This is a genomic window from Phenylobacterium sp., assembly GCF_030693805.1.
Taxonomy (GTDB): Bacteria; Pseudomonadota; Alphaproteobacteria; order Caulobacterales; family Caulobacteraceae; genus Phenylobacterium.
This window is the reverse complement of the sequence record NZ_JAUXZW010000253.1, coordinates 1-19,041: the sequence shown is the minus strand read 5'-3', so window position 1 is coordinate 19,041 and position 19,041 is coordinate 1. Positions and strand designations below refer to the sequence as shown.

The following is a 19,041-nucleotide window of genomic DNA, read 5'->3' as shown; positions in this document are numbered from 1 at the left end:
TGCCGGCAGGCATGGCCGTCAGGCCGAGCAACGCGCCGCGCGCGGCCTGGGTGTAGACCACCGCGCCGCCGAGGAAATAGGCCGAAGCGCCGGCCACCGACAGCAGGGCCGCGGCGATCAACCCGCCTGAAGAGGATTCGGCGACCGAGACGGTTTCGCCGCGGGCTTTCAACTGGTCTCCCACGATCTGCGCCAAGCGCGTAAGCTCTTCCATATTGCAATCTCCGGTCGCCGGCGAGTCTGCGACGCTATGACGCCGTTAAGGTTTCTAGCGCATGACCGAGGGTGGAGTGGAGCTATCCCATGCCGATGCCGATGGCCGAGCTTGAGGACGCCTTGCGTGAGGCGTTCCCGGACGCGGAGATTCATGTCGAGGATCTAGCCGGCGACGGCGACCATTACCGTGCGCGAATCACTTCGGCGGCGTTCAGCGGCCTGAACCGGATCAAGCAGCACCAACTCGTCTACAGCGCCCTAAAGGGCAAGGTGGGTGGAGAGCTGCATGCCCTGGCGCTTGAAACCGTGGCGCGAGACTAAGGGCGAGCCTGGCGATGCGCTACCGTCACTTCGGCGATTCCGGTAAGGCGGTCTCCGCAGTCAGCCTGCTCCTGACCGAGACGCCGGGCGTCTACAGCGCCGCCCAGTGGCGCGGCATGATCTTCTCGGCGATGGAAAACGGGGTCAACTGCTTCGACGCGCCCGCCGGTTGCGAGGCGATCGAAGAGGGCCTGGGCGCGGCCCTGCAGGCGGTCGAGCGCCGGCTGCTGTTCGTCATCCTGCGCGTGCGGGGCGACCATCAGGCGCCGATGAACGCCGCGCGCCTTTCGGAGCTCCTGCGCGGCGCGCTGAGCCGCACGGGCGCGGCCTATTTCGACGTACTTATGCTGGATTCCGCCGCGATCGCGAGCCTGACCCAGGATGGGCGCGAACTCTTGGCTGAGGTTCGCGCTGCGGCCATCGCACTGAAGATCGGCGTCAGCGGCGACGACGACATCGCCGCATCCTGCATCGGGGCCGAACCCTTCGACGTTCTCGCCACCCCGTTCAACCTGACCTCCGGGTGGACTGAGCGTCGCCGCCTGCGCGAGGCCGCAGAAGCGAACATGGTCATCATCGCCTACGACCCTGCGCCCCTAGAGATGCTGCAGGCGAACGGCGCGGGAGTCGGCAAGGCCACACGCAAGAACCCACTGAACGGCTCCGGCACCTACGCCTTCCTGCACGACACCCGCGGCTGGACCGCCGAGGAGCTGTGCCTGGCCTATGTGCTGACCGAGCCGTCGCTGGCCACCGTCCAGTGCCAGATCGCCCACGCCGAGATGATCGAGACGTTGGCCAATGTCGCCGAGCGCGATCCGCCGACCGGCCTCAGCGCCCAGATCGAGATGGCGCGCTTCAGTAAAGAACGCGAGCAACAGAAGAAGCGCGCCTGATCGTCGCCTTGACCTGAGGCTGCGCGCTCCCTAGCTCTCATGTGACCGCGCTTTTGAAAGAAACGCCCATGACCGACGTCGCCGTCGCCAATCCGATCCACGATTTCCTGGCCGCCGCCGTCGCGGAGAACCCGGTCGTCGTGTTCATGAAGGGTGTGCCGGAACAGCCGCGCTGCGGCTTCTCGGCCATCGTGGTGCAGATCCTCGATCACCTGGGGGTCGACTTCGTCGGCGTCGACGTGCTGCAGGACGACGCCCTGCGCAGCGGCGTGAAGTCGTTCTCGGACTGGCCGACGATCCCGCAGCTCTACGTCAAGGGTGAGTTCGTCGGCGGTTCCGACATCGTGCGCGAGATGTTCGAGTCCGGCGAGCTGAAGTCGCTATTCGCCGAGCAAGGCCTGCTGCACTAGCACTTCAGCGGGTGCGGGCGATGAGGCGCGGCGAGGGGTAGAAGCTCGGCGGTCCTTGCCGCGGCGCTCCGCAGATCTTCACCAAAGAGGCTTGCGCGCCCAAGCCGGGGACTCGCGCAGCCAGCTTGTAGACCGCCGTGCCGTCTGCCTGCGCGGCGCGCGGCGGCGCCCCCCCTGCGATGGTCCCAGCGTCCGCCGAAGTCTTGCCCGGCTCATAGAGCATGTAGGTAAGCATCCAGACCGCGCCGCCAGGCTTCGCCGGCGGCATCATCGGCCCGGCGCAGCGCCAGTCCTGGCTGTCGATGGGGGCGGCCGTCCAGTCCATGTCCGCCAGTCCTGCCGCCTGACGATAGGCGAGGAAGGCGGGGATCGCGCCGTTCGGCACATATAGTCGGTCGGCCGGCCCTCGCTCGCTCGCGACCTCTGCCAGAGCCGGACGCAGATCGCCGATCGAGTACGGCGGACTGAGCGCGAAGCTCTTGGCGATCTCAGTCAGGCTGCCGGCCAGCATCAGCGCCAACAACAGCAATAGCGGACCGCGATGCGGGCGCGAGCGCTCCACCAGCCAGTCGAGCCCGGCGCCCGCGGTCAGGACGAGCGTCGGGAGCATGAACAGCGTCAGGCGGTCGTACAGCGGATAGAGCTGCAGCGCCGAGGCCAGGAAGCCCGCGGCGAGGCCAGACCACCCCATCGCCGCAATCCAGGGCGAGCGGCGCGCCAGCAGGCAGACGCCCGCGAAGATCACCAGACCGACCGCGAAACGCGAGTCGCGACCGAACAGGAACTGCAACGTCTCGCGCGGCCAGGTCGCGTACCACTTGAGATCGCCGATCGAGGTTGGCGGAAACGGCGCATAGACGTTGCGGACGAAGAAGTCGTGTGCGCCCCCGGTGGTCACCACAGTGTCGGCGGTCTGCGGCGCGTAGAACCAGATCATCAACACACCGAACGCCGCCATCCAGAGCGCGCCAACCACTCCCAGGGCCACGGCCTCGACGCCGCGCCTGGCGATCACGCGATGGGCGAACAGCACGCCGCCGACGCCCGCGAGGACGAACACCGAAGCGAGCGACAGGGTGACGGCGACCAGGCCGGTCAGCGCCAGCGCCACGAGCCAGCCCCAGCTGCGTCCGGCCCTGGCCAAAAGGATCACGCCCAGCAGCAACAGCGCCACGGCGAAGAACAGATCCACCTCGTAGGGCTTCACCTCGGCCGCGTAGCGCAACAGCGGACGTGACAGCGCGAACAGGGTGAGCGCCGCTAGCGCCGCCCATGGGCCCAGCACTCGCCGCGCGAGGGCGCGGAACAACACCAGGCCGCCCAGTCCCGCGACCAGAGATGGCAGGCGCAGGGCATATTCGCTGCGAAACGGCAGGTAGGAGGCGAGCTTCTCAAGCTGGAGCCAGCCGATCGGCGCGACCTGATCGTACTCGAGGCGCCCCATAAGCTCGGTCGGGCTGAGGTGGCGGATGTTGAGGGCGATCATCGCCTCGTCCAGCCAGAACGCGCGCCCGCCGACGAAGTGGCCGATTTGCAGCAGCACGCCCACGGCGACGATCAGCCAACCGGCCGCCTCCAGTCGGTTGACGGTCCGGGCGGGTCGGACGGAGCGATCAGCGTTCAATGTATCGACCAACGCGATGTTTGCGTCCTTGAACCTCGGCCGGAGAGGGCCGCCCTGCGATCGCCAATCCCATAATCATCGCCCTGGCGCTTTGCACGCGAAAGCTTGGGCGCCCCGCTTAGAGCGAAGTAACCGCAGATTAGGCTTTCACGCTGCAGACTTCACCGGGTCAGGGGGCTGCTCCCCCATAAGGCCAGGAAGGGAAACGGCATGGTCAGCGCTCTGCTATTGAGTGTGGGTTTCGCCGTCTTCGTCGCCGGCCCGGTGGCCTTTTACCGGCCGATGCCGCTCTAGCCGACCGATGCCGCCGGCGCGCAATGCGGCCGGGCGCACGGACTTCGATCATGGCATGCTCGTTGCAGCCTGACAGCTGCGCCGGGGCCTTGCGCCGCCGGCCGTTCTCGCGCGGAATGGACCAGATGACCCTCGAGCCGAAGTCGAGCCGACCCGCCTGCCCGCGGCTCGGGCCTGGCCTGTGCGCCTGAAATGCTCGATGTCGCTATCATCGGGGCAGGCCTGATGGGCCGCTGGCACCTGGCGACGGCGCGCAGGCTGGGCGCCAGGATCGTCGCGGTCGTCGATCCGGACGCCGCAGCCGCCACGGCCCTGGCCCGAGACGCTCCCGGCGCGCTCACCTATCCCACCGCTCGAGCCATGTTGTCGGTGGGCGGCGTCGTGGCTGCCCATGTCTGCACGCCCGCGGCGACACACCTGCCCATCGCGCTCGAACTGATCGGCGCGGGCGTGCATGCCCTGATCGAAAAACCGGCGGTCGAGACCCGCGACGAGGCCGAACAGCTGGCGCAGGCCGCGCTCGCCGCTGGCGTGCAGATCTGTCCCGTCCACCAATACGCCTTCCAGCCGGCCCTCAGCCGCGCGATCCGGCGGCTGCCGGCGCTGGGCGCCCTGAGGCGCATCGACCTGGACATATGCTCCGCGGGAGCCGAAGGCGGCCCGGCTGCGCGACAGACCAAAGTGCTGGGCGAGATCCTGCCCCATCCCCTCTCCATAATTCAGCGCGTAACACCCGATGTAGCGCTCGACGCGCTAGACTGGCGCACCGTTCGCGCGGCCCCCGGCGAATTGCTGGCTACCGCTGACGCCCAAGGTGTGTTGATCAGCATCTTCATCAGCCTGGACGCCCGGCCGACGCGGTTCGCGCTGCAACTCCAGACGCGCGGCGGGACCATTGCCATCGACGGCTTCCACGGATTTTCAGTCGAGCTGGATGGCCAGGTGTCGCGCGTCGCCAAGATCACCGGGCCCTTCACCACCGCTGGTCGGACCCTGGCCGCGGCCTCGGCGAACCTGCTCGGTCGTGCGGCACGTCGCGAGGGGGCCTACGTCGGCTTGCGCGACCTGACGCGCGCCTTTTATTCGGCCGTGCGCGCGTCCGATCCCGCCGCCCAGCCGATCAGCCTAGACGCCATAGTCGCCGGCGCCGCGGCGCGAGAGACGATTCTTTCAGGATCCGCGCCATGAGCATGGACCTGACCGTCGTAATCGTACCGCTGGTGGGCGGCGCGGCGCTGAGCCGCTGCGTCGGCGACTTCCAGGCGCAAGGCATGAAGGTGATCGTCGTTGGTGACGCGGCGCGGGACGCCGGTTGCGCCCCTGTCCAGTTCATAGCGGCAGCGGACATGGCTGTGCCTGCCCGCCGACTGATCGGGCTGCGGGCGGCCCAGACGCGCTTCGTCGGCATGGTCGAGGACACCTGCGGACCCAGGACGAGCTGGGCGCAGGCCTGCTTGAGCGCGCTGAGCGAGGACGGCGTGGTCGCAGCAGGCGGCCCGATCGCAATCTCAATGGAGCTGTCGCCACGCCTACGGGCGCTGGGCCTGTGCGAGTACGGCCGCTTTGGGGAGGTCGCCGAGCGCCGCAGCGTCGGCGCCCTGCCTGGCGCGAACTTCGCCCTCGATCTTTCGGCGATCGACACCACCGGCTGGAGCGACGCCGACCTGGTCGACAACGCGCTCTTCGCGACCCTGCGCTCGACCGGCCGGCTGGTCATGGAGCCGGCGATGGGGGTGGAGTACCGCGCCGCGCACGCGGACGGCGCCGCGCTCTCCACCCGCTTCCACCACGGCCGCATCTATGGGGCTGGACAGACGGCGGGGCTGGGCCTCGCCCAACGCCTGATCCGCGCCGGCGTCGCCACGCTTGCCCCCGCCGTGTTGAGCGCACGCACGCTGGCCGTCGCGCCCCCCGCTTTGCGCGCCTCGCCGGCGACCCTCGCCTGGGCGGCGGGGATGCACCTCGCCTGGGGCGTCGGAGAGGTGCTGGGCAAGGCCGCAGGCGATCCGGGCTCCAGTCGCGGGCGGTGGATGTGAGCATGCGCATCGGCGTCGACGCGACCACGTGGTGGAACCGGCGCGGCTTCGGCCGCTTCACGCGGCTGTTGCTGGGGGCGATGTTGGATGCGCCGCGCGGCCACGAATTCGTGCTGTTCGTCGATCGCCCGCCCGAACCAGAGATGCTGCGTCCTGGCGTGAAGATCGTGCGCGTCGACACCCGCCGCACCGTCACCGAAGCCGCCGTCGCCGACGGCTCGCGCAGCGTCGGCGACCTGCTGGCCTTCCGCCGAGCGGTCGCGGCCCAGCGGCTGGACGTGATGTACTACCCGGCGGTCTATTCCTGGTACCCCGCGGGTCCGCGCACGCCCACCGTGGTGACCTTTCACGACGCGATCGCCGAGCACTTCTCCTCGCTGGTGTTCCCCTCCTGGCGCGGCCGGATGATGTGGGGCGCGAAGGTGTGGCTGGCCAAGACCACCGCGCGGCGCATCACCACCGTGTCGCAGGCAGCTCGCGAAGAGATCGCCGCCCACATGGGCATCGACCGCTCGCGCATTGCGGTGTTCCTGGAGGCTGCCGACCCCCGCTTCCAACCCGTCGCTGACTTGCCGGCGAGGCGCGCGATGCGCGGACGCCTGGGGCTCGATGCTGACGCGCGGTTGCTGCTCTACGTGGGCGGACTCGCGCCACACAAGAACCTGCTGAGGCTGGTCGAAGCCTACGCCGTGGCGCTCGACGACCCCGCAGCGGCCGACCTGCACCTCGTCCTGGCCGGCGATCCCAAGGGCGACGGGTTCCACTCCAACTACGAGGCGCTGCTGGCGCTGGTGGATTCCGACGCGCGCCTGACGGGCCGCGTGCGGTTCACCGGCTATGTTCCCGACGAAGACCTGCCGGCGCTTTACTCGGACGCGCTGATGGTCGCCATGCCGGCGCTGTCCGAGGGCTTCGGCCTACCGGCGGCGGAAGCGATCGCCTGCGGGACGCCGGTGATCGCAACGGCCGGCGGCGCCGTGCAGGAGGTGGTGGCCGGCGCAGGCCTGTTCTTCGATCCCCTCGACGTCGCCGACATGGCGGGTGTGATCGTGCGCTGTGTGTCGGACGAAGCGTTGATGGGCGGATTGCGCGCCGCGACCCTTCCCCGCGCAGCCGAACTGAGCTGGCCGCGCAGCGCACAGGGCCTGATCGAACTGCTGGAAAGCATCGGGGCGCGGCGCTGATGCGCTTCGCCATGGTCACCACCTTCTATCCGCCCTACGCGTTCGGCGGCGACGCAACCTATGTGCGCGGACTGGCGCGCGCGCTGGCCGCGCTCGGGCACGAGGTGGAGGTGATCCACTGCCGCGACGCCTACGCGCTGGGCGCGCACGGCGCGCACGGCGCGAGCCCGACGCCCGAGACCGACGACGCGGGGGTCGTGGTTCACACCCTGCATCACCCGCTGGGGGCGCTGTCGCCGCTGGTCACCCAGCAGACCGGTATGCCGGGCGTGAAGAACGGCGAACTGCGGCGCCTGCTCGACCGCGATTTCGACGTCGTCCACTTCCATAACATCTCGCTGGTCGGCGGGCCGGGCGTGCTGGCGCTGAGCCGTGCGCCGGTGACGCTCTACACGCTGCATGAGCACTGGTTGCTCTGTGCAACGCACATCTTCTGGAAGAACCGCAGTCACGCCTGCGACCACCGGACCTGCATCAGTTGCTCGATCCGCTCAGGCATACCGCCTCAGCTCTGGCGATACACGCCGCTGCGCGATGTGATGTTGCAGCATGTGGACCGGCTGATCTCGCCCAGCGAATACACCGCGCGGCGGCATCGCGAGCGCGGGGTCGTCGCACCGATCGAAGTGCTGCCGTTGTTCTCGGCGCTGGAGCCCGACGACCGCCGCCCTGCGTCGACGCCGGCCCGGCCCTACTTCCTGTTCGTCGGCCGGGTGACCGCCTCAAAAGGCGTTGAGGCCGCGGTGCGCGCATTCGCGCAGGCCGGCGATCTGGACCTGGTGGTCGTCGGCGCCGGCGACGCCCGCGAGGCGCTGGAGACACGTTATGGCGGCGAGCGTGTCCGCTTCACCGGCGGTCTGCCGCAGGCGGAGTTGGGGGCGCTGTACGCGGGCGCGACGGCGCTGGTGTTCCCTTCGCTGGCCCCGGAGACCTTCGGCCTCGCGGTGATCGAGGCCGCGGCCTTCTCCACCCCTGCCCTGGTGCGGTCCGGCGCGGGCGGCGCCGAGGAGCTGGTCGCGGACGGACAGTGCGGTCGACTGTACCAGAATGAGACGGACTTGATCGCTCAGGCGCGCGCGCTGATCGCCGATCCCGATCTTGCCCAGTCGATGGGCGAAGCGGCGCGTGGCGCCTACATGAAACGCTATACCCGTGAGCGCCACCTGGAAGGTTATCTCCGCATGATCGAAGCGATCCGCGCATCGAAGCCCGAACCTGCGATACGGACCGCCTGATGCGCGCAGTGATCACCTTCCATGCGATCGACGACGGGCCGCCGCCGCTGTCGTTCCCGCCGCAGTTGTTCAGGCGCCTGGTGGCGGCGTTGCGCGCGCACGACATCCCGATCCTGGGCCTGGGCGAACTGCTGAAGCCTGGCGCACGAGGCGTCGCCCTGACCTTCGATGACGGCATGACCTCACTCGCCCAGAACGCGGCGCCAGTGCTGAAGGACTTCGACGCGCCGGCGCACCTGTTCCTGACCACGGCGACGGCGGGCGGCGACAACCGCTGGCCCGGCCAGCCCGCGTCCGCGCCGCTGTATCAGATGATGTCCTGGCCGCAGATCGAAGCGCTCCCGGCCGCCGGCGTGATGATCGAGGCGCACACAGCCACCCACCCTGACCTCCGCAAGCTCAGCGACGGCCAGGTCGAGGCCGAGATGGAGGACGCCGACCTGACCATCTCGGCCCGGCTTGGCCGTGCGCCCCGCTTCTTCGCCTATCCGTACGGCTACCATGATGCACGGATCCGCAAGCTCGCCGGACGTCGCTACGAGGCCTGCGTCACCACCGAGTTGCGCTATGTGGGCGAGGATGCGCGAGCCGATGCGATACCGCGCCTCGACAGCCACTACCTGCGTCACACCGACCTGACCGGCGATCTCGCTGGTCCGGCGGCGCGGGCCTATCTGGAGGTGCGAAGGCTGATGCGACGCCTGCGCGGCCGCGGGTGAGCTCGGCCCCAGCGCTCGCGCCGGCGCTCAGCATCGTCGTGGCGGTTAAGGATGCGGACGCCAACCTGCCTGCGATCGTGGCGCTTCTGGGTCCCGCCGCGAGCGATAACGTGGAAGTGATATTCGTCGTTGCAGGCGCCCCGCCGCCCATTCTGACCCCGGCAGATGCGCCTTGGCGGGTCCTCGCTGCGGATCGCGCCGCACTTATACCCCACCTATGGCGGGACGGCGTAGAGGCAGCCTGCGGCAAGGCCGTGGCGATGACCACAGCGCATGCGATTCCCGCCTCCGACTGGGTCACAGCCCTGCTCTCCGCGGACCTGGAAACCTATGCCGGCGTCGGGGGAACCATCGACCTGGACCTAACCTGCTCACCCGTCCACCGGGCGATTTACGCCCTGAGGTATATGGACGTCTCGCCCCCGCAAACGGCTGGCGACGTGGAGGAAATCGCCGCGGACAATGCTGTCTATCGACGCGCCGACATCCTTGCCCAACCCGATCTTCTGGCCGAAGGATTCTGGGAGCCGTCGTTCCATCGGCGCTTCCGTGCGGCCGGCGAACGGCTGCGACTCGACCCCCGGATCGCCGTCGCCTACCGCGGTTGCGAACGTCCCGCAGACTTCGTGCGCCAAAGATTTGCGCACGGCCGGGCCTATGGATTCGATCGCGCGAGTATCGCTTCCCCGGCCAAAAGAATGCTGTTTCCGGTGCTGGGTCTGGCTGTCCCGGCGGTGCTGTTGGCCCGCATCCTGCGACGGATGCGATCGAAGTCCCGAATTGGGCGCGACGGTCTCCGAACTTTGCCCTGGCTCCTCTGGTTTACCTTGGGCTGGGGCTCTGGAGAGTTCAGCGGCTACGTCGACGCTCTGTTGAGGCGACCGAGGAAAGGCTAGATTTATCTAACCATGTTGATGCAGCGGGAGTTGCCCGAGACCGTCGCCCATCTCGATGCTCCGATCGGAGCCGAGGCGACCATCAGCGTCATCATGCCTGTCTTCAACGCCGCCCACTTCCTGCTGCGCACCCTGCCCCCGCTGGTGAAGATGCTGCGGCGCGGCGAAATCCTCGAAGTCATCGTCGTCGACGACGGCGCCACCGACGGCTCCGCCGCCGTGGCCGCCGAGCTGGGCGCGCGGGTGATCTCGTCGGGCGGCCGGTTGGGACCGGCCGGGGCCCGCAACGTCGCCGCCGCCCAGGCTATGGGTGACATCTTGTGGTTCGTCGACTCCGACGTCGTGGTGCGTGACGGCAGCCCGGCGCGCATTCGCGCGGCGATGAACGAGACCGAGGTCGTGGCCGTGTTCGGCTCGTACGACGACCGACCAGACGCGCCGAACTTCGGCTCGCAGTACAAGAACCTGCTGCACCATCATCACCACCAGATCGGCAAGCGCGACGCCTCGACCTTTTGGGCAGGCTGCGGCGCGGTGCTGCGCACGACCTATCAGAAGATCGGCGGCTTCGACGCGAAGCGCTACCGGTTCCCGTCGATCGAGGACATCGAGCTCGGCTATCGGATGGGCGACGCCGGCGGCAAGATCCGCCTGGATCCGGCCCTGCTGAGCACCCACCTGAAGTACTGGTCGGTGCCCGAGCTGGTGCGAGTCGACATCCTGCGTCGGGCCATGCCGTGGGCGCGGCTGATGCTCAACCGCTCCGACGTCACCGACGACCTCAATGTCGGCATGATCGAGCGCCTACGCGCCGGCTTGGCGGGCCTGGCCCTCATGCTGGTGCTGGCGACCCTGGGCGGCCTCGTGCCCTTGTGGACGCCGCTCGCCGCTTTCGCGATGGTGCTAGCCGCCAATTGGAAGCTGTTCAGCACCTTCCGCGAAGTGCGCGGCGCGCCGTTCGCGGTGTCGGCGCTGCTGTTCCATCAGCTCTACTACCTCTACAGCACCGCGGCCTTCGTCTGGTGCTGGTTCGAGGCGCGGATCGGGCGCACCGTGCGTGCATGATTTGGTGCTGCCCTCGTTGCCATGGTGCGCTTGGCGCTGCGGGCGACGAACTGGCCTGCTCTGATTGTGGGCACCTTTATGCGCGCGTCGCGGGAATACCCGATCTTCGCGTGCCCACCGATGCCTGGATCGATTTCGACGAGGATCTGAGCATCGCGCGCGACCTTGCCGCAATGTCCGAGGCGAGCCTCCCTGAGCTCGTTCGAAGCGTGTACGCCCGTCGCCCAGGTTGGGATGAGGGCCGCATCGCCATGAGAACGCGCCAAGTCCTGAGTGCGCCAAACCGCCTTGAGCGCGACCTTGATGAATGGTTCGCCCGCCCCCGTCAGCATGACGACAGACCGTTCCTCGACCTAGGCTGCGGCGCGGGAATGCTGATCGCCGCAGCGCACAAGTGCGGCCGTCGGGGTGTGGGAATTGACGTTTCGATGACCTGGCTGGTGGTCGCCAAACGCCTGATCGCAGATCATGGCGGCGAGCCTGTTCTGGCGGCGGCGGTGGGCGAGGCCCTGCCGCTGCGCGATGCGTCGGTCAGCGCCATCGTCTCGCTGGACGTGATCGAACATGTGCGTGACATGCCGCGCTATCTCCGGGAGATCAATCGCGCGATCGCTTCGCAAGGGATCGTTGTGCTTACGACGCCAAACCGCTTCAGCCTCTCGGCGGAGCCTCATGTCGGCGTCTGGGGTGTCGGCTGGCTGCCCAGGGCCTGGCAGGCGGAATTCGTGCGCCGGCAAAGCGGCAAGTCCTACGATGATACCCGGTTGGTCAGCAGTTTCGCGCTGCGAAAGTTGATACGCGCCAATACTGACTTGTCGTTCCGCCTCGCCACCCCGGCGGTTCCGAGCGAGGAAATCGCGCGATTTGGCAGAGTGAAAGCCAATTTAGCGAGATTTTATAATTGGCTCGTTAAGTCTCCTGCGATGCGCCCGGCCTTTCTGCTGGTCGGTCCCTTCTTCCGCGTCGAAGCGATGAAGCGCTGAAGCAGCCCGCGTTCGAGGCGTTATAGGATTTCCGTGCCAGTAAGCGCCATGCACGCCTCCAGGACTTCTGAATGATTGATCCTCTTCGATCGGAGCTGTCCGTCGTCATCGGCCGCGTCAGCACCGAGGACGGCGACCGGATTCTGGAGACTCTCGCTTCACTCGACGAGCAGCAGGGCGAGCGCATCTGCGAAGTCGTGCTGGCCGACCGGCTTGGCGGAGCGGTGAGCGCGGAGATCGCGCGCCGCTATCCGCATGTGAAGATCATCCCCTGCGATCCCGGCATGGCGTTGCCGGAAATGCGCACGATCGCGCTAGAGGCCTCAACAGCCGCGATCGTCGCGGTGACGGAGGATCATTGCGTGCCGGCCCCGGGGTGGATCGGCCAGATCCTCAGCGCCTTCGAAAGCCGTCCCGACGTTGTCGCCGTCGGCGGGTGCGTCGAGAACGGGGTCCATGACACCGGCTTCGACTGGGCGACTTTCCTCTGCGAATACAGTTTCTTCTCCCCACCGGTTGCGGAAGGTGAGACGCAGATCCTGCCCGGCATGAACGTCGCCTACCGCCGCAGCGCCCTGGCCGCCGTGCCGCGCGCGCGGCTGGTCGAGGGGTTCTGGGAGACCACCGTGCACCCCCTGCTGCTGGCGGCGGGCGGGCGGTTCGAGTCGCGCAACGCGATCAAGATGTTCCACTGCAAGAAGTTCTCGGTGTCGCTGTTCACCGCCCAGCGCTTCGTCTACTCGCGCTACTTCGCCGGCATCCGCTTCGGGCGCGGCGACGTGGCCAAACGGCTGGTCGCAACCGCGGCTTCCGTCGCCCTGCCGCCGCTGCTGCTGTGGCGGATGACCAAGGCCGCCTCCGCCAAGGGGCTCAACAAGGAATTCGGCCGCGCCCTGCCCGCCCTCGCCATGCTGGTGGTGGTGTGGGCGTTCGGCGAGATGGTGGGCTACATCGCCGGGCCAGGCGACGCGCTCGCCCGCATCGAATGAGCGGCGGCGCGCCGGACTTGGTTTGCCCCGCGTGCCGCTCTCCCGTGCGGCGCGCCGCCGACGCCTACGACTGCGCGGCCTGCGGGCGCAGCTATCCGGTGCTGTTCGGGATCGCCGATTTCCGCCTGCGTGGCGACCGCTATCTGACCATCGATGCAGAACGCGAGAAGGCGGGGCGCCTGCACGCCTTCGCCGCCGGCACGGACTTCGCCGGCTTGGTGCGTCGCTACTACGAGATCACCGACGACATCACTCCGCGCCAGGCGGAGAGTTACCTGCACGCGCTGTTGGACGCGCCCGGCCGCGCTCAGGCCGGGTTAAGCGCCCTCGAGCCCCCCCAGGGCCTGCTGCTCGATGCGGGCTGCGGCGCCGGCGGAGCGCTGGTGGCGGCGGCCGACCGCTGGAAGGGACTGGTCGGCCTGGACGTGGCGTTGCGCTGGCTGGTGATCTGCGCCAAGCGGTTGGAAGAGGCAGGCGTCGAGGCGCTGCTGGTCTGCGCTGAGATCGAGGCCGCACCCTTCGCAGACCATCAGTTCGACGCCGTGCTGGCCGCCGACCTGCTCGAGCATGTGCGCGCGTTGACCCCGGCCCTCGAAGGCCTTGCTGACCAACTCTCGCCCCAGGGTCGCCTGTGGTTGTCGGCGGCCAATAGCCATTGGATCGGACCGCATCCGTCGACCGGACTGTGGGCCGCGCATGCGCGGTCCGCGGCGTCGCGCGCCCGCAAAGGGTCGGGCGGCGTCGATCCTCTGCGCCACGTCCTGCCGCTGAACGCCGCGCGCGTGGCGCGCGCCGCCCGCGACGCCGGGCTCGACGTGATCTCGACGCGCGCCAAACGGTTGAACCGCGCCCAGATCGCCGGCGCACGAGGCCTGGCCAGACCCGCGGCCGGCCTCTACGCCGCCGCAAGCCAGACGCCAGGCGTCAGCCAGGCGCTGGCCGCCGTCGGCCCGATGTTTGAGATCCTCGCCCGCCCCGCAGCGGGCCGCCCCATGGGAGCACGACCTTGAGATTTGGACTGATCGGCGCAGGCGGCATCGGCGCGGTGCGCGCCCAGGCCCTGACGCGCAGCGCAAACTGCACCCTCGTCGCCGTGCACGACGTCGACCCGGCCCGCGCCCGTCAAGCCGCGCCCCAGGCGGCATTCCACGCCGATGTGGCGAGCCTGCTGGCGTCGCCAGACGTCGACGCGGTGGTGATCGCCACCCCGCCTCAGTTCCACGAGCGCCTGGCGATCGACGCCATGGACGCCGGCAAGCACGTGCTGGTCGAAAAGCCGATGGCGGCCAGCGTCGAGGCGTGCCGGGCGATGACCGAGACGGCGAAGCGCACGGGACGCACGCTCGCCGTGGGCTTCAACCATCGCTACTTCGAGGCCCTCAAACTGTTGCGCGACACGGTTGCTTCCGGAGAGCTGGGCACGCTCAGCCATGTGCGCGCCTACGCCGGGCACATGGGCCTGGCCGAGTTCAAGGCGCCGTGGATGTACGATCCGCAGGTGATGGGCGGCGGCGCGCTGTTCGACAACGGCATCCACGTGCTGGACCTGGTTCGCTACGTGATGGGCGACGTGACCGAGGTGTTCGGCCATGCTTTGCACAAAGTCTGGAACCTGCCCGCCGAGGACAATGCGCTGGCCTTGCTGCGCAACGCCGACGGCGTGGTCGGCAGCCTGCAGGCGAGCTGGAGCGAGTGGAAGGGCTACCAGTTCCACATCGAGGCCTATGGCGCGCACGGCATGGCGCGGGCCTATTACGCGCCCATGCAGGCCACCGTGATCACTATGGACAAGCCGGGAGGCGCGCGCCGCGTGCAGCGGCTGTTCTATCCCAAGGCGATGCTGCGCGAGAAGCTGCAGGGCTGGCAGAGCACGGTGATCGCCGCCTTCATCGAGGAGTTCGACGATTTCATCGCCGCCACCCGTGGCGAGCCCGGCAGCGGTCGCGCGGCGAGCGGCGTTGATGGCCTGCGTTCGGTGGAGGTCGCCAAGGCGGTGTACGAGAGCGGCGCGAGCGGGCGCGCGGTGATGCTGGAGCCGTTGAACTAGGCCAGACGCGCGCGGGCTCCCCCCTCGCCCGCCACATAGCCCATGAACTCGCCGGCGGCCCACGCGGTCTCGGCGGCGATGATCTGGACGAGATGGGGGGCGAACGCCCGTCGGGCGTAGCGCGCGTGCGCGACGATCCTCAGGGTCCGCACCAGCGGCAACAGGGGCGTGGCGGCGAGGTAGCTGAGCCGCGCCATAACGCCTGCGTCCGTCGCGCGCTCGGCGGCATAGCATCGGGCGTGCCGGAAGCGGTGACGTCGGTAGGCGGCCGCGCCGTAGGTCTTGCGGTAGCCGACCACCGCCTCCTCTACGGGTTCCGGCGCCGGCAGGCCTTCGCGGGCCAACAACGCCAGGAGGCGGGTCTTCACAAATCCGTCGGCGCGGCTCACCCCGCTGTCCTGAGCCAGCGCCCGACGCACCGCGACGTTGACGCCCGGGACCTCGGTCAAGCCCGCCGCCAGCGGCGGATCGAACTGCACATATTCAACCAGATAGCCCAGAGAGTTGCGGTCGCCCGGCGGCCAGTCGCATGCCACGGGCCCAAAGAACGCCACCCCGCCCTCGCCGGCCTTGGCCAGCATGGCGACCAGCCAGCCAGGACGCGGCGGGCAGCGCAGGTCGAGGAACACGACATAATCGCCCTGCGCCCTGGCGAGCCCTTGCCCCCACAATTCGAAGATCGACATCGCCGTCGGCGCGTCGGCGCGAAGCAGGCCGGCCACGTCCGGCGCAGGCGCGTCGGGATTGCGCGCCACGATCACCTCCACCTCTGGGTTGTCGAGGCCGCCTTGCCTGTGGAGTGCGTCGACGAAGGCCGCGGTGTCCGCCGGGCCGGGCGCGGCGATCACCAGGGACAGGATCACAGCGACAGGTTCACGGAGCGAAGGCGCGCGGCGAGCCGCCATCCGCGGCCGACTCGTAGGCCGCGGCCAGCAGGCGCAGGGTGCGGGTGGAATGCTCCAGCGCGCACGGCGGCGTCTCGCCTCGCTCGATTGCGGCCAGAACGTCGGTGAGCAGGCGGGCGGTGGCGTCGGGGAACAGGTCGATCGGCGCCGTGGCCAACCGCTCCATACGCTCCTCGCGGAAGAGGCGCGCAGTTCCGCCCATGGCGACCTCGACGTCGACGAACGGCTTGCGGGTGCGCGTATTCAGGCCGGCCGCGGCCTGCAGCCGCCCGCCGATGCTGGTCTCGATGATCGCCTCGGTCCCATCGAGGCGGATGTCCAGGTAGCGGTGGCGTCCGGGCGACAGGCGGTCGAGCAGGATCAGCGCCATGCGCTCGCCGCTGAACTCAAGTTCGACGATGTTCAGGTGGTCGGGCGCAGACGGTCCGGCGGGCCTGGGCATACGGGCGCGGATCGAGATCGGCGCCGCATCGAAGAAATATTGGGCGAGGTCGAGCACGTGGGTGCCGAACTCCTTGAAGGTGCGCTGGGGATCGAGGCCCCGCCAGCCTTCCTCGGTCTCGGGCGTCACGATGAAGGTCTGCTGCAGGGTGATGAACTGCAGCTTGCCGAAACCGGGTTCCGCCATCCGCCGCTTCGCCGCCGAATGGATCGGCATCCAGGGGAATTCGCTGTTGACCACCACGTGACGACCAGCGGCGCGCGCCAGTTCGGCCAGCGCCTCGGCGTCCTCGATGCGCTCGGCCAGCGGCTTTTCGCAGAACACATGGCAGCCGGCCTCAAGCCCCAGCTTGGTCAGGGCGAAATGGGAGTCCGGCGGCGTGACGATGAACAGCATGTCGGGGCGCGTCTGGGCCAGCAAGGCTTCCACGGAGTCGAAAAGCGGAAAGCCGAAGCCCTCTTCCGGTCTCTGAAGGTCGAACCCACCGACGCATTCGAGGTTCGGCAGCTTCCTGAGCGCCGGAAGATGTATCGCGCGCGCGGCTCGACCCAATCCGGCAATAGCGACTCGCTTGACCATCCAAACCTCATTCCGACAAAGAACACGGAGCTTTAGGCTTCGCATGTTACCGCGGAGCAAACCGATGCGCCGCACTGCGACAGTTCGGACCAGCGGACATTGGAACCATGGACCCTGACCATGCTTGACGCGAGTTCACCAACGGAACGCCGCAAGGCGATAGATGCCGGGAGTTATGACGCCACGGCTGGCGCGTTTGACGCCCTCACCGAGCGGTTCGCCGCACCTCTCGCCGAGAGGATGCTCGATCTGGCGTCCCTGAAGCCCACCGACAGCTTGCTCGACGTGGGAGTCGGCACGGGGCTTGTAGCCTTGCGCGCGGCCGCGCGACTCGAACGGGGCGAGGTGGTGGGGATCGATCATTCTGAAGGCATGTTGTCTCAGGCGATCGCCAAGGCCGTTGAGCAGGGCGTGGCCGACCGAACCGCATTTCTGACCTGTGACGCCGAGGCGTTGGTGTTTGAAAACGACGCTTTCGACGCCGTGGCCTCGCTGTTCGTGCTGATGCACCTGCCTAATCCGCTAGCGGCGACGCGTGAGATGTTTCGCGTGCTAAAGCCGGGTGGACGCGTGGTGATCGCTGTTGGCAGTGGTCCGCAGCTGGCGTCGATGCAGGGTTTGGCTGCGGCAGCACGTGCCGCGCCGACTTGGTTATCACAAAGATGCGGCCAGCTTCTGCTAGCGCCCCAGTACCTTCGCGGCCTGATGATTGAGCATGGCCTCTGGAGCCATCAGGCAGACGACCCTCACTCGCACAGGGTCTCGGTCAGGGACCTGTTGCGCACGTCGGGGTTCGCTTCTGTGAGCACGTCCTGGCTCGGCGCCGCGGTCGAACTGGAGCCTGAGGATTTCTGGTCGGTGCAAGCGATCTACAGCAGCGGTCCCCGTATCCGTCTGAGCAGTCTCGAGCCAGAGCGGGTAAGTGCGCTGAAGGCCGACTTCATGGAACGTACCGGGCGGGTGCGAACTCGGGGCGGCCGACTGGTGTATCAGTACGGCGCGCTGTTCCACGTGGCCGTAAAGCCGAAGTAACCGCGGGCCGCCAAGCGGCGGTACGGCGCCTGGAGGGGCGATGCAGTGGCCAACGAGGATGTCTTCTTCTACGTTAACGGCCCGGCCCGACTGTTGATGAGCTGCGTCATCGCAGACGAACTTTTTCCCAACCATCGCAAGCACCTGATCCTGCTCGATCAGTTCGGCTATCGTTACGAAGGCTTATTGCCTCACCTTGCGGATAGGTTCGAGAGGGTCATTCGCTTGCCCTTGCCAGCGGAGCGCTATTCGCACGCCGATCAGTTCATCGGCACGTACTTCAACCGCTTCCCTCAGTTACGCAGCTTCCTGCGGCCGGACTCGACGGTCATCCTGTTCGGTATCCGGTCGCCGGCGCAGAAGTTTATGGTTAGCTATGCGAAACGCCTGAATTGTCGCGTCGAAATCTACGCCGAGAGCTTGGCCGTAGATCGATACTTCACAGCTCGCCCGTCTGAAACAGTTGTGACCGCCCTGGGCCGCCGACTGTTTCGGCGCGCCTTCGATTATCAGCATGACTACGATGTCTTCTATGTGCCGGACCCTGATGTTTATCAGGACTCCCCCTGGCGCTCCAAGCTCGCGAAGATGTTCGACTTGTACGGCGCACCTAGCTTCCGGCGTTACGCCGAGTTGTTGACCCGCGAGGTCGATTTGACCGGCCTCGACCTCTACGACACGGTGCTGCTGGGTCAGCCTCTCTCCAACTACGAGACGTTCCTCACGCCGTCGCAGGAGGAAGCCATGCTGCAGACCATGATCGGTGAGCGAGCTGTGCTGGTGCTGCCTCACCCGAACGAACGGCTTGATCCGGGTAGAGACAAATATCGCGTTCTGCCCAATGCGAAAGTGTTAAAGGGGGAAATCCCAAGCGAGCTTCTTTTGCTTGCTCTATATCCTAAAGAAACAATTACATTCTATTCTACCGCTAGCGTAAATTACGCGATGATGAATAAGTCTTCCGTAAATTTATTTTACCCTATACATAAAACAAAATTCGACATGCTTTGTCGATTTCAAAGGTCTCTCCCGAACATGGTGGTGAGTTCCGATTTCCTGATCTCACACGACCCGTATGCAGCGTCCGGAACCTAGACGTTGACCGAGCTGAAGGGCGCAGCCACAGACGTCCCGGGAGACACATCCGGGCCGAGGCCGGCGGTCGCAC

Annotated in this window: 20 protein-coding genes; 16 read left to right on the top strand and 4 right to left on the bottom strand. The window is 67.6% G+C overall.

Annotated elements, in window-relative coordinates:
- Positions 1-214 (bottom strand): CinA family protein (locus tag Q8M88_RS09885; protein ID WP_305596870.1); only part of this gene is annotated, 214 nt, incomplete at its 3' end.
- 89 nt (positions 215-303) lie between these two features.
- Here Q8M88_RS09885 and Q8M88_RS09880 point away from each other — a divergent pair.
- The 3 genes from Q8M88_RS09880 (at position 304) to grxD (ending at position 1,843) form a co-directional block, all read left to right on the top strand.
- Complete coding sequence (locus Q8M88_RS09880; RefSeq protein WP_305596868.1) at positions 304-537, top strand: BolA family transcriptional regulator; 234 nt, start codon at positions 304-306, stop codon at positions 535-537.
- Between the two features lie 14 nt (positions 538-551).
- Positions 552-1,433, top strand: coding sequence for an aldo/keto reductase (locus Q8M88_RS09875; RefSeq protein WP_305596866.1), 882 nt, complete (start codon positions 552-554; stop codon positions 1,431-1,433).
- A 68-nt stretch (positions 1,434-1,501) separates the two neighbouring features.
- Positions 1,502-1,843: a Grx4 family monothiol glutaredoxin gene (gene grxD, locus Q8M88_RS09870; protein ID WP_305596864.1), complete on the top strand. Its 342-nt coding sequence runs from the start codon at positions 1,502-1,504 to the stop codon at positions 1,841-1,843.
- Between the two features lie 4 nt (positions 1,844-1,847).
- Here the strand turns inward: grxD and Q8M88_RS09865 are convergent, their stop codons facing one another.
- A complete protein-coding gene (locus Q8M88_RS09865; protein ID WP_305596862.1) occupies positions 1,848-3,467 on the bottom strand; it encodes a glycosyltransferase family 39 protein in 1,620 nt (539 codons plus the stop codon).
- Positions 3,468-3,953: 486 nt separating this feature from the next.
- Here Q8M88_RS09865 and Q8M88_RS09860 point away from each other — a divergent pair, with 486 nt between their 5' ends.
- The 11 genes from Q8M88_RS09860 to Q8M88_RS09810 all read left to right on the top strand — a co-directional run bounded on the left by Q8M88_RS09860 (position 3,954) and on the right by Q8M88_RS09810 (position 14,915).
- Entirely contained in the window at positions 3,954-4,949 is a 996-nt protein-coding gene (locus Q8M88_RS09860) for a Gfo/Idh/MocA family oxidoreductase (RefSeq protein ID WP_305596860.1), read from the top strand.
- The gene (locus tag Q8M88_RS09855; protein WP_305596858.1) at positions 4,946-5,797 is read left to right on the top strand and encodes a hypothetical protein; all 852 of its coding nucleotides are present in this window, start codon (positions 4,946-4,948) and stop codon (positions 5,795-5,797) included. Before Q8M88_RS09860 ends, Q8M88_RS09855 begins: the two co-directional genes overlap by 4 nt.
- Before the next feature lie 2 nt (positions 5,798-5,799).
- Positions 5,800-6,981 (top strand): glycosyltransferase family 1 protein, encoded by a 1,182-nt coding sequence (locus Q8M88_RS09850; RefSeq protein ID WP_305596872.1) that lies wholly within the window; start codon positions 5,800-5,802, stop codon positions 6,979-6,981.
- Positions 6,981-8,216 (top strand): glycosyltransferase family 4 protein, encoded by a 1,236-nt coding sequence (locus Q8M88_RS09845; protein WP_305596856.1) that lies wholly within the window; start codon positions 6,981-6,983, stop codon positions 8,214-8,216. The genes Q8M88_RS09850 and Q8M88_RS09845 overlap by 1 nt, the downstream gene beginning before the upstream one ends.
- The gene (locus Q8M88_RS09840) at positions 8,216-8,935 is read left to right on the top strand and encodes a polysaccharide deacetylase family protein (RefSeq protein ID WP_305596854.1); all 720 of its coding nucleotides are present in this window, start codon (positions 8,216-8,218) and stop codon (positions 8,933-8,935) included. Before Q8M88_RS09845 ends, Q8M88_RS09840 begins: the two co-directional genes overlap by 1 nt.
- Entirely contained in the window at positions 8,932-9,831 is a 900-nt protein-coding gene (locus tag Q8M88_RS09835; protein ID WP_305596852.1) for a glycosyltransferase family 2 protein, read from the top strand. The genes Q8M88_RS09840 and Q8M88_RS09835 overlap by 4 nt, the downstream gene beginning before the upstream one ends.
- A 12-nt stretch (positions 9,832-9,843) precedes the next feature.
- Positions 9,844-10,896 carry a glycosyltransferase family 2 protein gene (locus Q8M88_RS09830; RefSeq protein ID WP_305596850.1) on the top strand — a complete coding sequence of 351 codons (1,053 nt, stop codon included), beginning with the start codon at positions 9,844-9,846 and terminating at the stop codon, positions 10,894-10,896.
- A gap of 110 nt (positions 10,897-11,006) precedes the next feature.
- Entirely contained in the window at positions 11,007-11,879 is an 873-nt protein-coding gene (locus tag Q8M88_RS09825; protein WP_305596848.1) for a bifunctional 2-polyprenyl-6-hydroxyphenol methylase/3-demethylubiquinol 3-O-methyltransferase UbiG, read from the top strand.
- A gap of 71 nt (positions 11,880-11,950) precedes the next feature.
- Positions 11,951-12,868 carry a glycosyltransferase gene (locus Q8M88_RS09820; RefSeq protein ID WP_305596847.1) on the top strand — a complete coding sequence of 306 codons (918 nt, stop codon included), beginning with the start codon at positions 11,951-11,953 and terminating at the stop codon, positions 12,866-12,868.
- Between the two features lie 44 nt (positions 12,869-12,912).
- Positions 12,913-13,878, top strand: a complete 966-nt coding sequence (locus Q8M88_RS09815; RefSeq protein ID WP_305596846.1) for a bifunctional 2-polyprenyl-6-hydroxyphenol methylase/3-demethylubiquinol 3-O-methyltransferase UbiG — start codon at positions 12,913-12,915, stop codon at positions 13,876-13,878.
- A complete protein-coding gene (locus Q8M88_RS09810; protein ID WP_305596845.1) occupies positions 13,875-14,915 on the top strand; it encodes a Gfo/Idh/MocA family protein in 1,041 nt (346 codons plus the stop codon). The genes Q8M88_RS09815 and Q8M88_RS09810 overlap by 4 nt, the downstream gene beginning before the upstream one ends.
- On the opposite strand, the gene Q8M88_RS09805 is transcribed toward Q8M88_RS09810, so the two are convergent.
- Both Q8M88_RS09805 and Q8M88_RS09800 read right to left on the bottom strand, forming a co-directional pair.
- Positions 14,912-15,778: a glycosyltransferase family 2 protein gene (locus Q8M88_RS09805; RefSeq protein ID WP_305596844.1), complete on the bottom strand. Its 867-nt coding sequence runs from the start codon at positions 15,776-15,778 to the stop codon at positions 14,912-14,914. The genes Q8M88_RS09810 and Q8M88_RS09805 overlap by 4 nt on opposite strands.
- A 10-nt stretch (positions 15,779-15,788) precedes the next feature.
- Complete coding sequence (locus Q8M88_RS09800) at positions 15,789-16,841, bottom strand: Gfo/Idh/MocA family protein (protein WP_305596843.1); 1,053 nt, start codon at positions 16,839-16,841, stop codon at positions 15,789-15,791.
- Positions 16,842-16,961: 120 nt separating this feature from the next.
- On the opposite strand from Q8M88_RS09800, the gene Q8M88_RS09795 reads away from it, so the two are divergent.
- Positions 16,962-17,873 carry a class I SAM-dependent methyltransferase gene (locus tag Q8M88_RS09795; protein ID WP_305596842.1) on the top strand — a complete coding sequence of 304 codons (912 nt, stop codon included), beginning with the start codon at positions 16,962-16,964 and terminating at the stop codon, positions 17,871-17,873.
- Between the two features lie 45 nt (positions 17,874-17,918).
- Positions 17,919-18,968 carry a hypothetical protein gene (locus tag Q8M88_RS09790; protein ID WP_305596841.1) on the top strand — a complete coding sequence of 350 codons (1,050 nt, stop codon included), beginning with the start codon at positions 17,919-17,921 and terminating at the stop codon, positions 18,966-18,968.
- Positions 18,969-19,041: the final 73 nt, after the last annotated feature.

Coding starts and splice junctions, on each gene's coding strand:
- Q8M88_RS09880 (WP_305596868.1), top strand. CDS start 304: ATGCCGATGCCGATGGCCGAGCTTGAGGACGCCTTGCGTGAGGCGTTC.
- Q8M88_RS09875 (WP_305596866.1), top strand. CDS start 552: ATGCGCTACCGTCACTTCGGCGATTCCGGTAAGGCGGTCTCCGCAGTC.
- grxD (WP_305596864.1), top strand. CDS start 1,502: ATGACCGACGTCGCCGTCGCCAATCCGATCCACGATTTCCTGGCCGCC.
- Q8M88_RS09860 (WP_305596860.1), top strand. CDS start 3,954: ATGCTCGATGTCGCTATCATCGGGGCAGGCCTGATGGGCCGCTGGCAC.
- Q8M88_RS09855 (WP_305596858.1), top strand. CDS start 4,946: ATGAGCATGGACCTGACCGTCGTAATCGTACCGCTGGTGGGCGGCGCG.
- Q8M88_RS09850 (WP_305596872.1), top strand. CDS start 5,800: ATGCGCATCGGCGTCGACGCGACCACGTGGTGGAACCGGCGCGGCTTC.
- Q8M88_RS09845 (WP_305596856.1), top strand. CDS start 6,981: ATGCGCTTCGCCATGGTCACCACCTTCTATCCGCCCTACGCGTTCGGC.
- Q8M88_RS09840 (WP_305596854.1), top strand. CDS start 8,216: ATGCGCGCAGTGATCACCTTCCATGCGATCGACGACGGGCCGCCGCCG.
- Q8M88_RS09830 (WP_305596850.1), top strand. CDS start 9,844: ATGTTGATGCAGCGGGAGTTGCCCGAGACCGTCGCCCATCTCGATGCT.
- Q8M88_RS09820 (WP_305596847.1), top strand. CDS start 11,951: ATGATTGATCCTCTTCGATCGGAGCTGTCCGTCGTCATCGGCCGCGTC.
- Q8M88_RS09800 (WP_305596843.1), bottom strand. CDS start 16,841: ATGGTCAAGCGAGTCGCTATTGCCGGATTGGGTCGAGCCGCGCGCGCG.
- Q8M88_RS09795 (WP_305596842.1), top strand. CDS start 16,962: ATGCTTGACGCGAGTTCACCAACGGAACGCCGCAAGGCGATAGATGCC.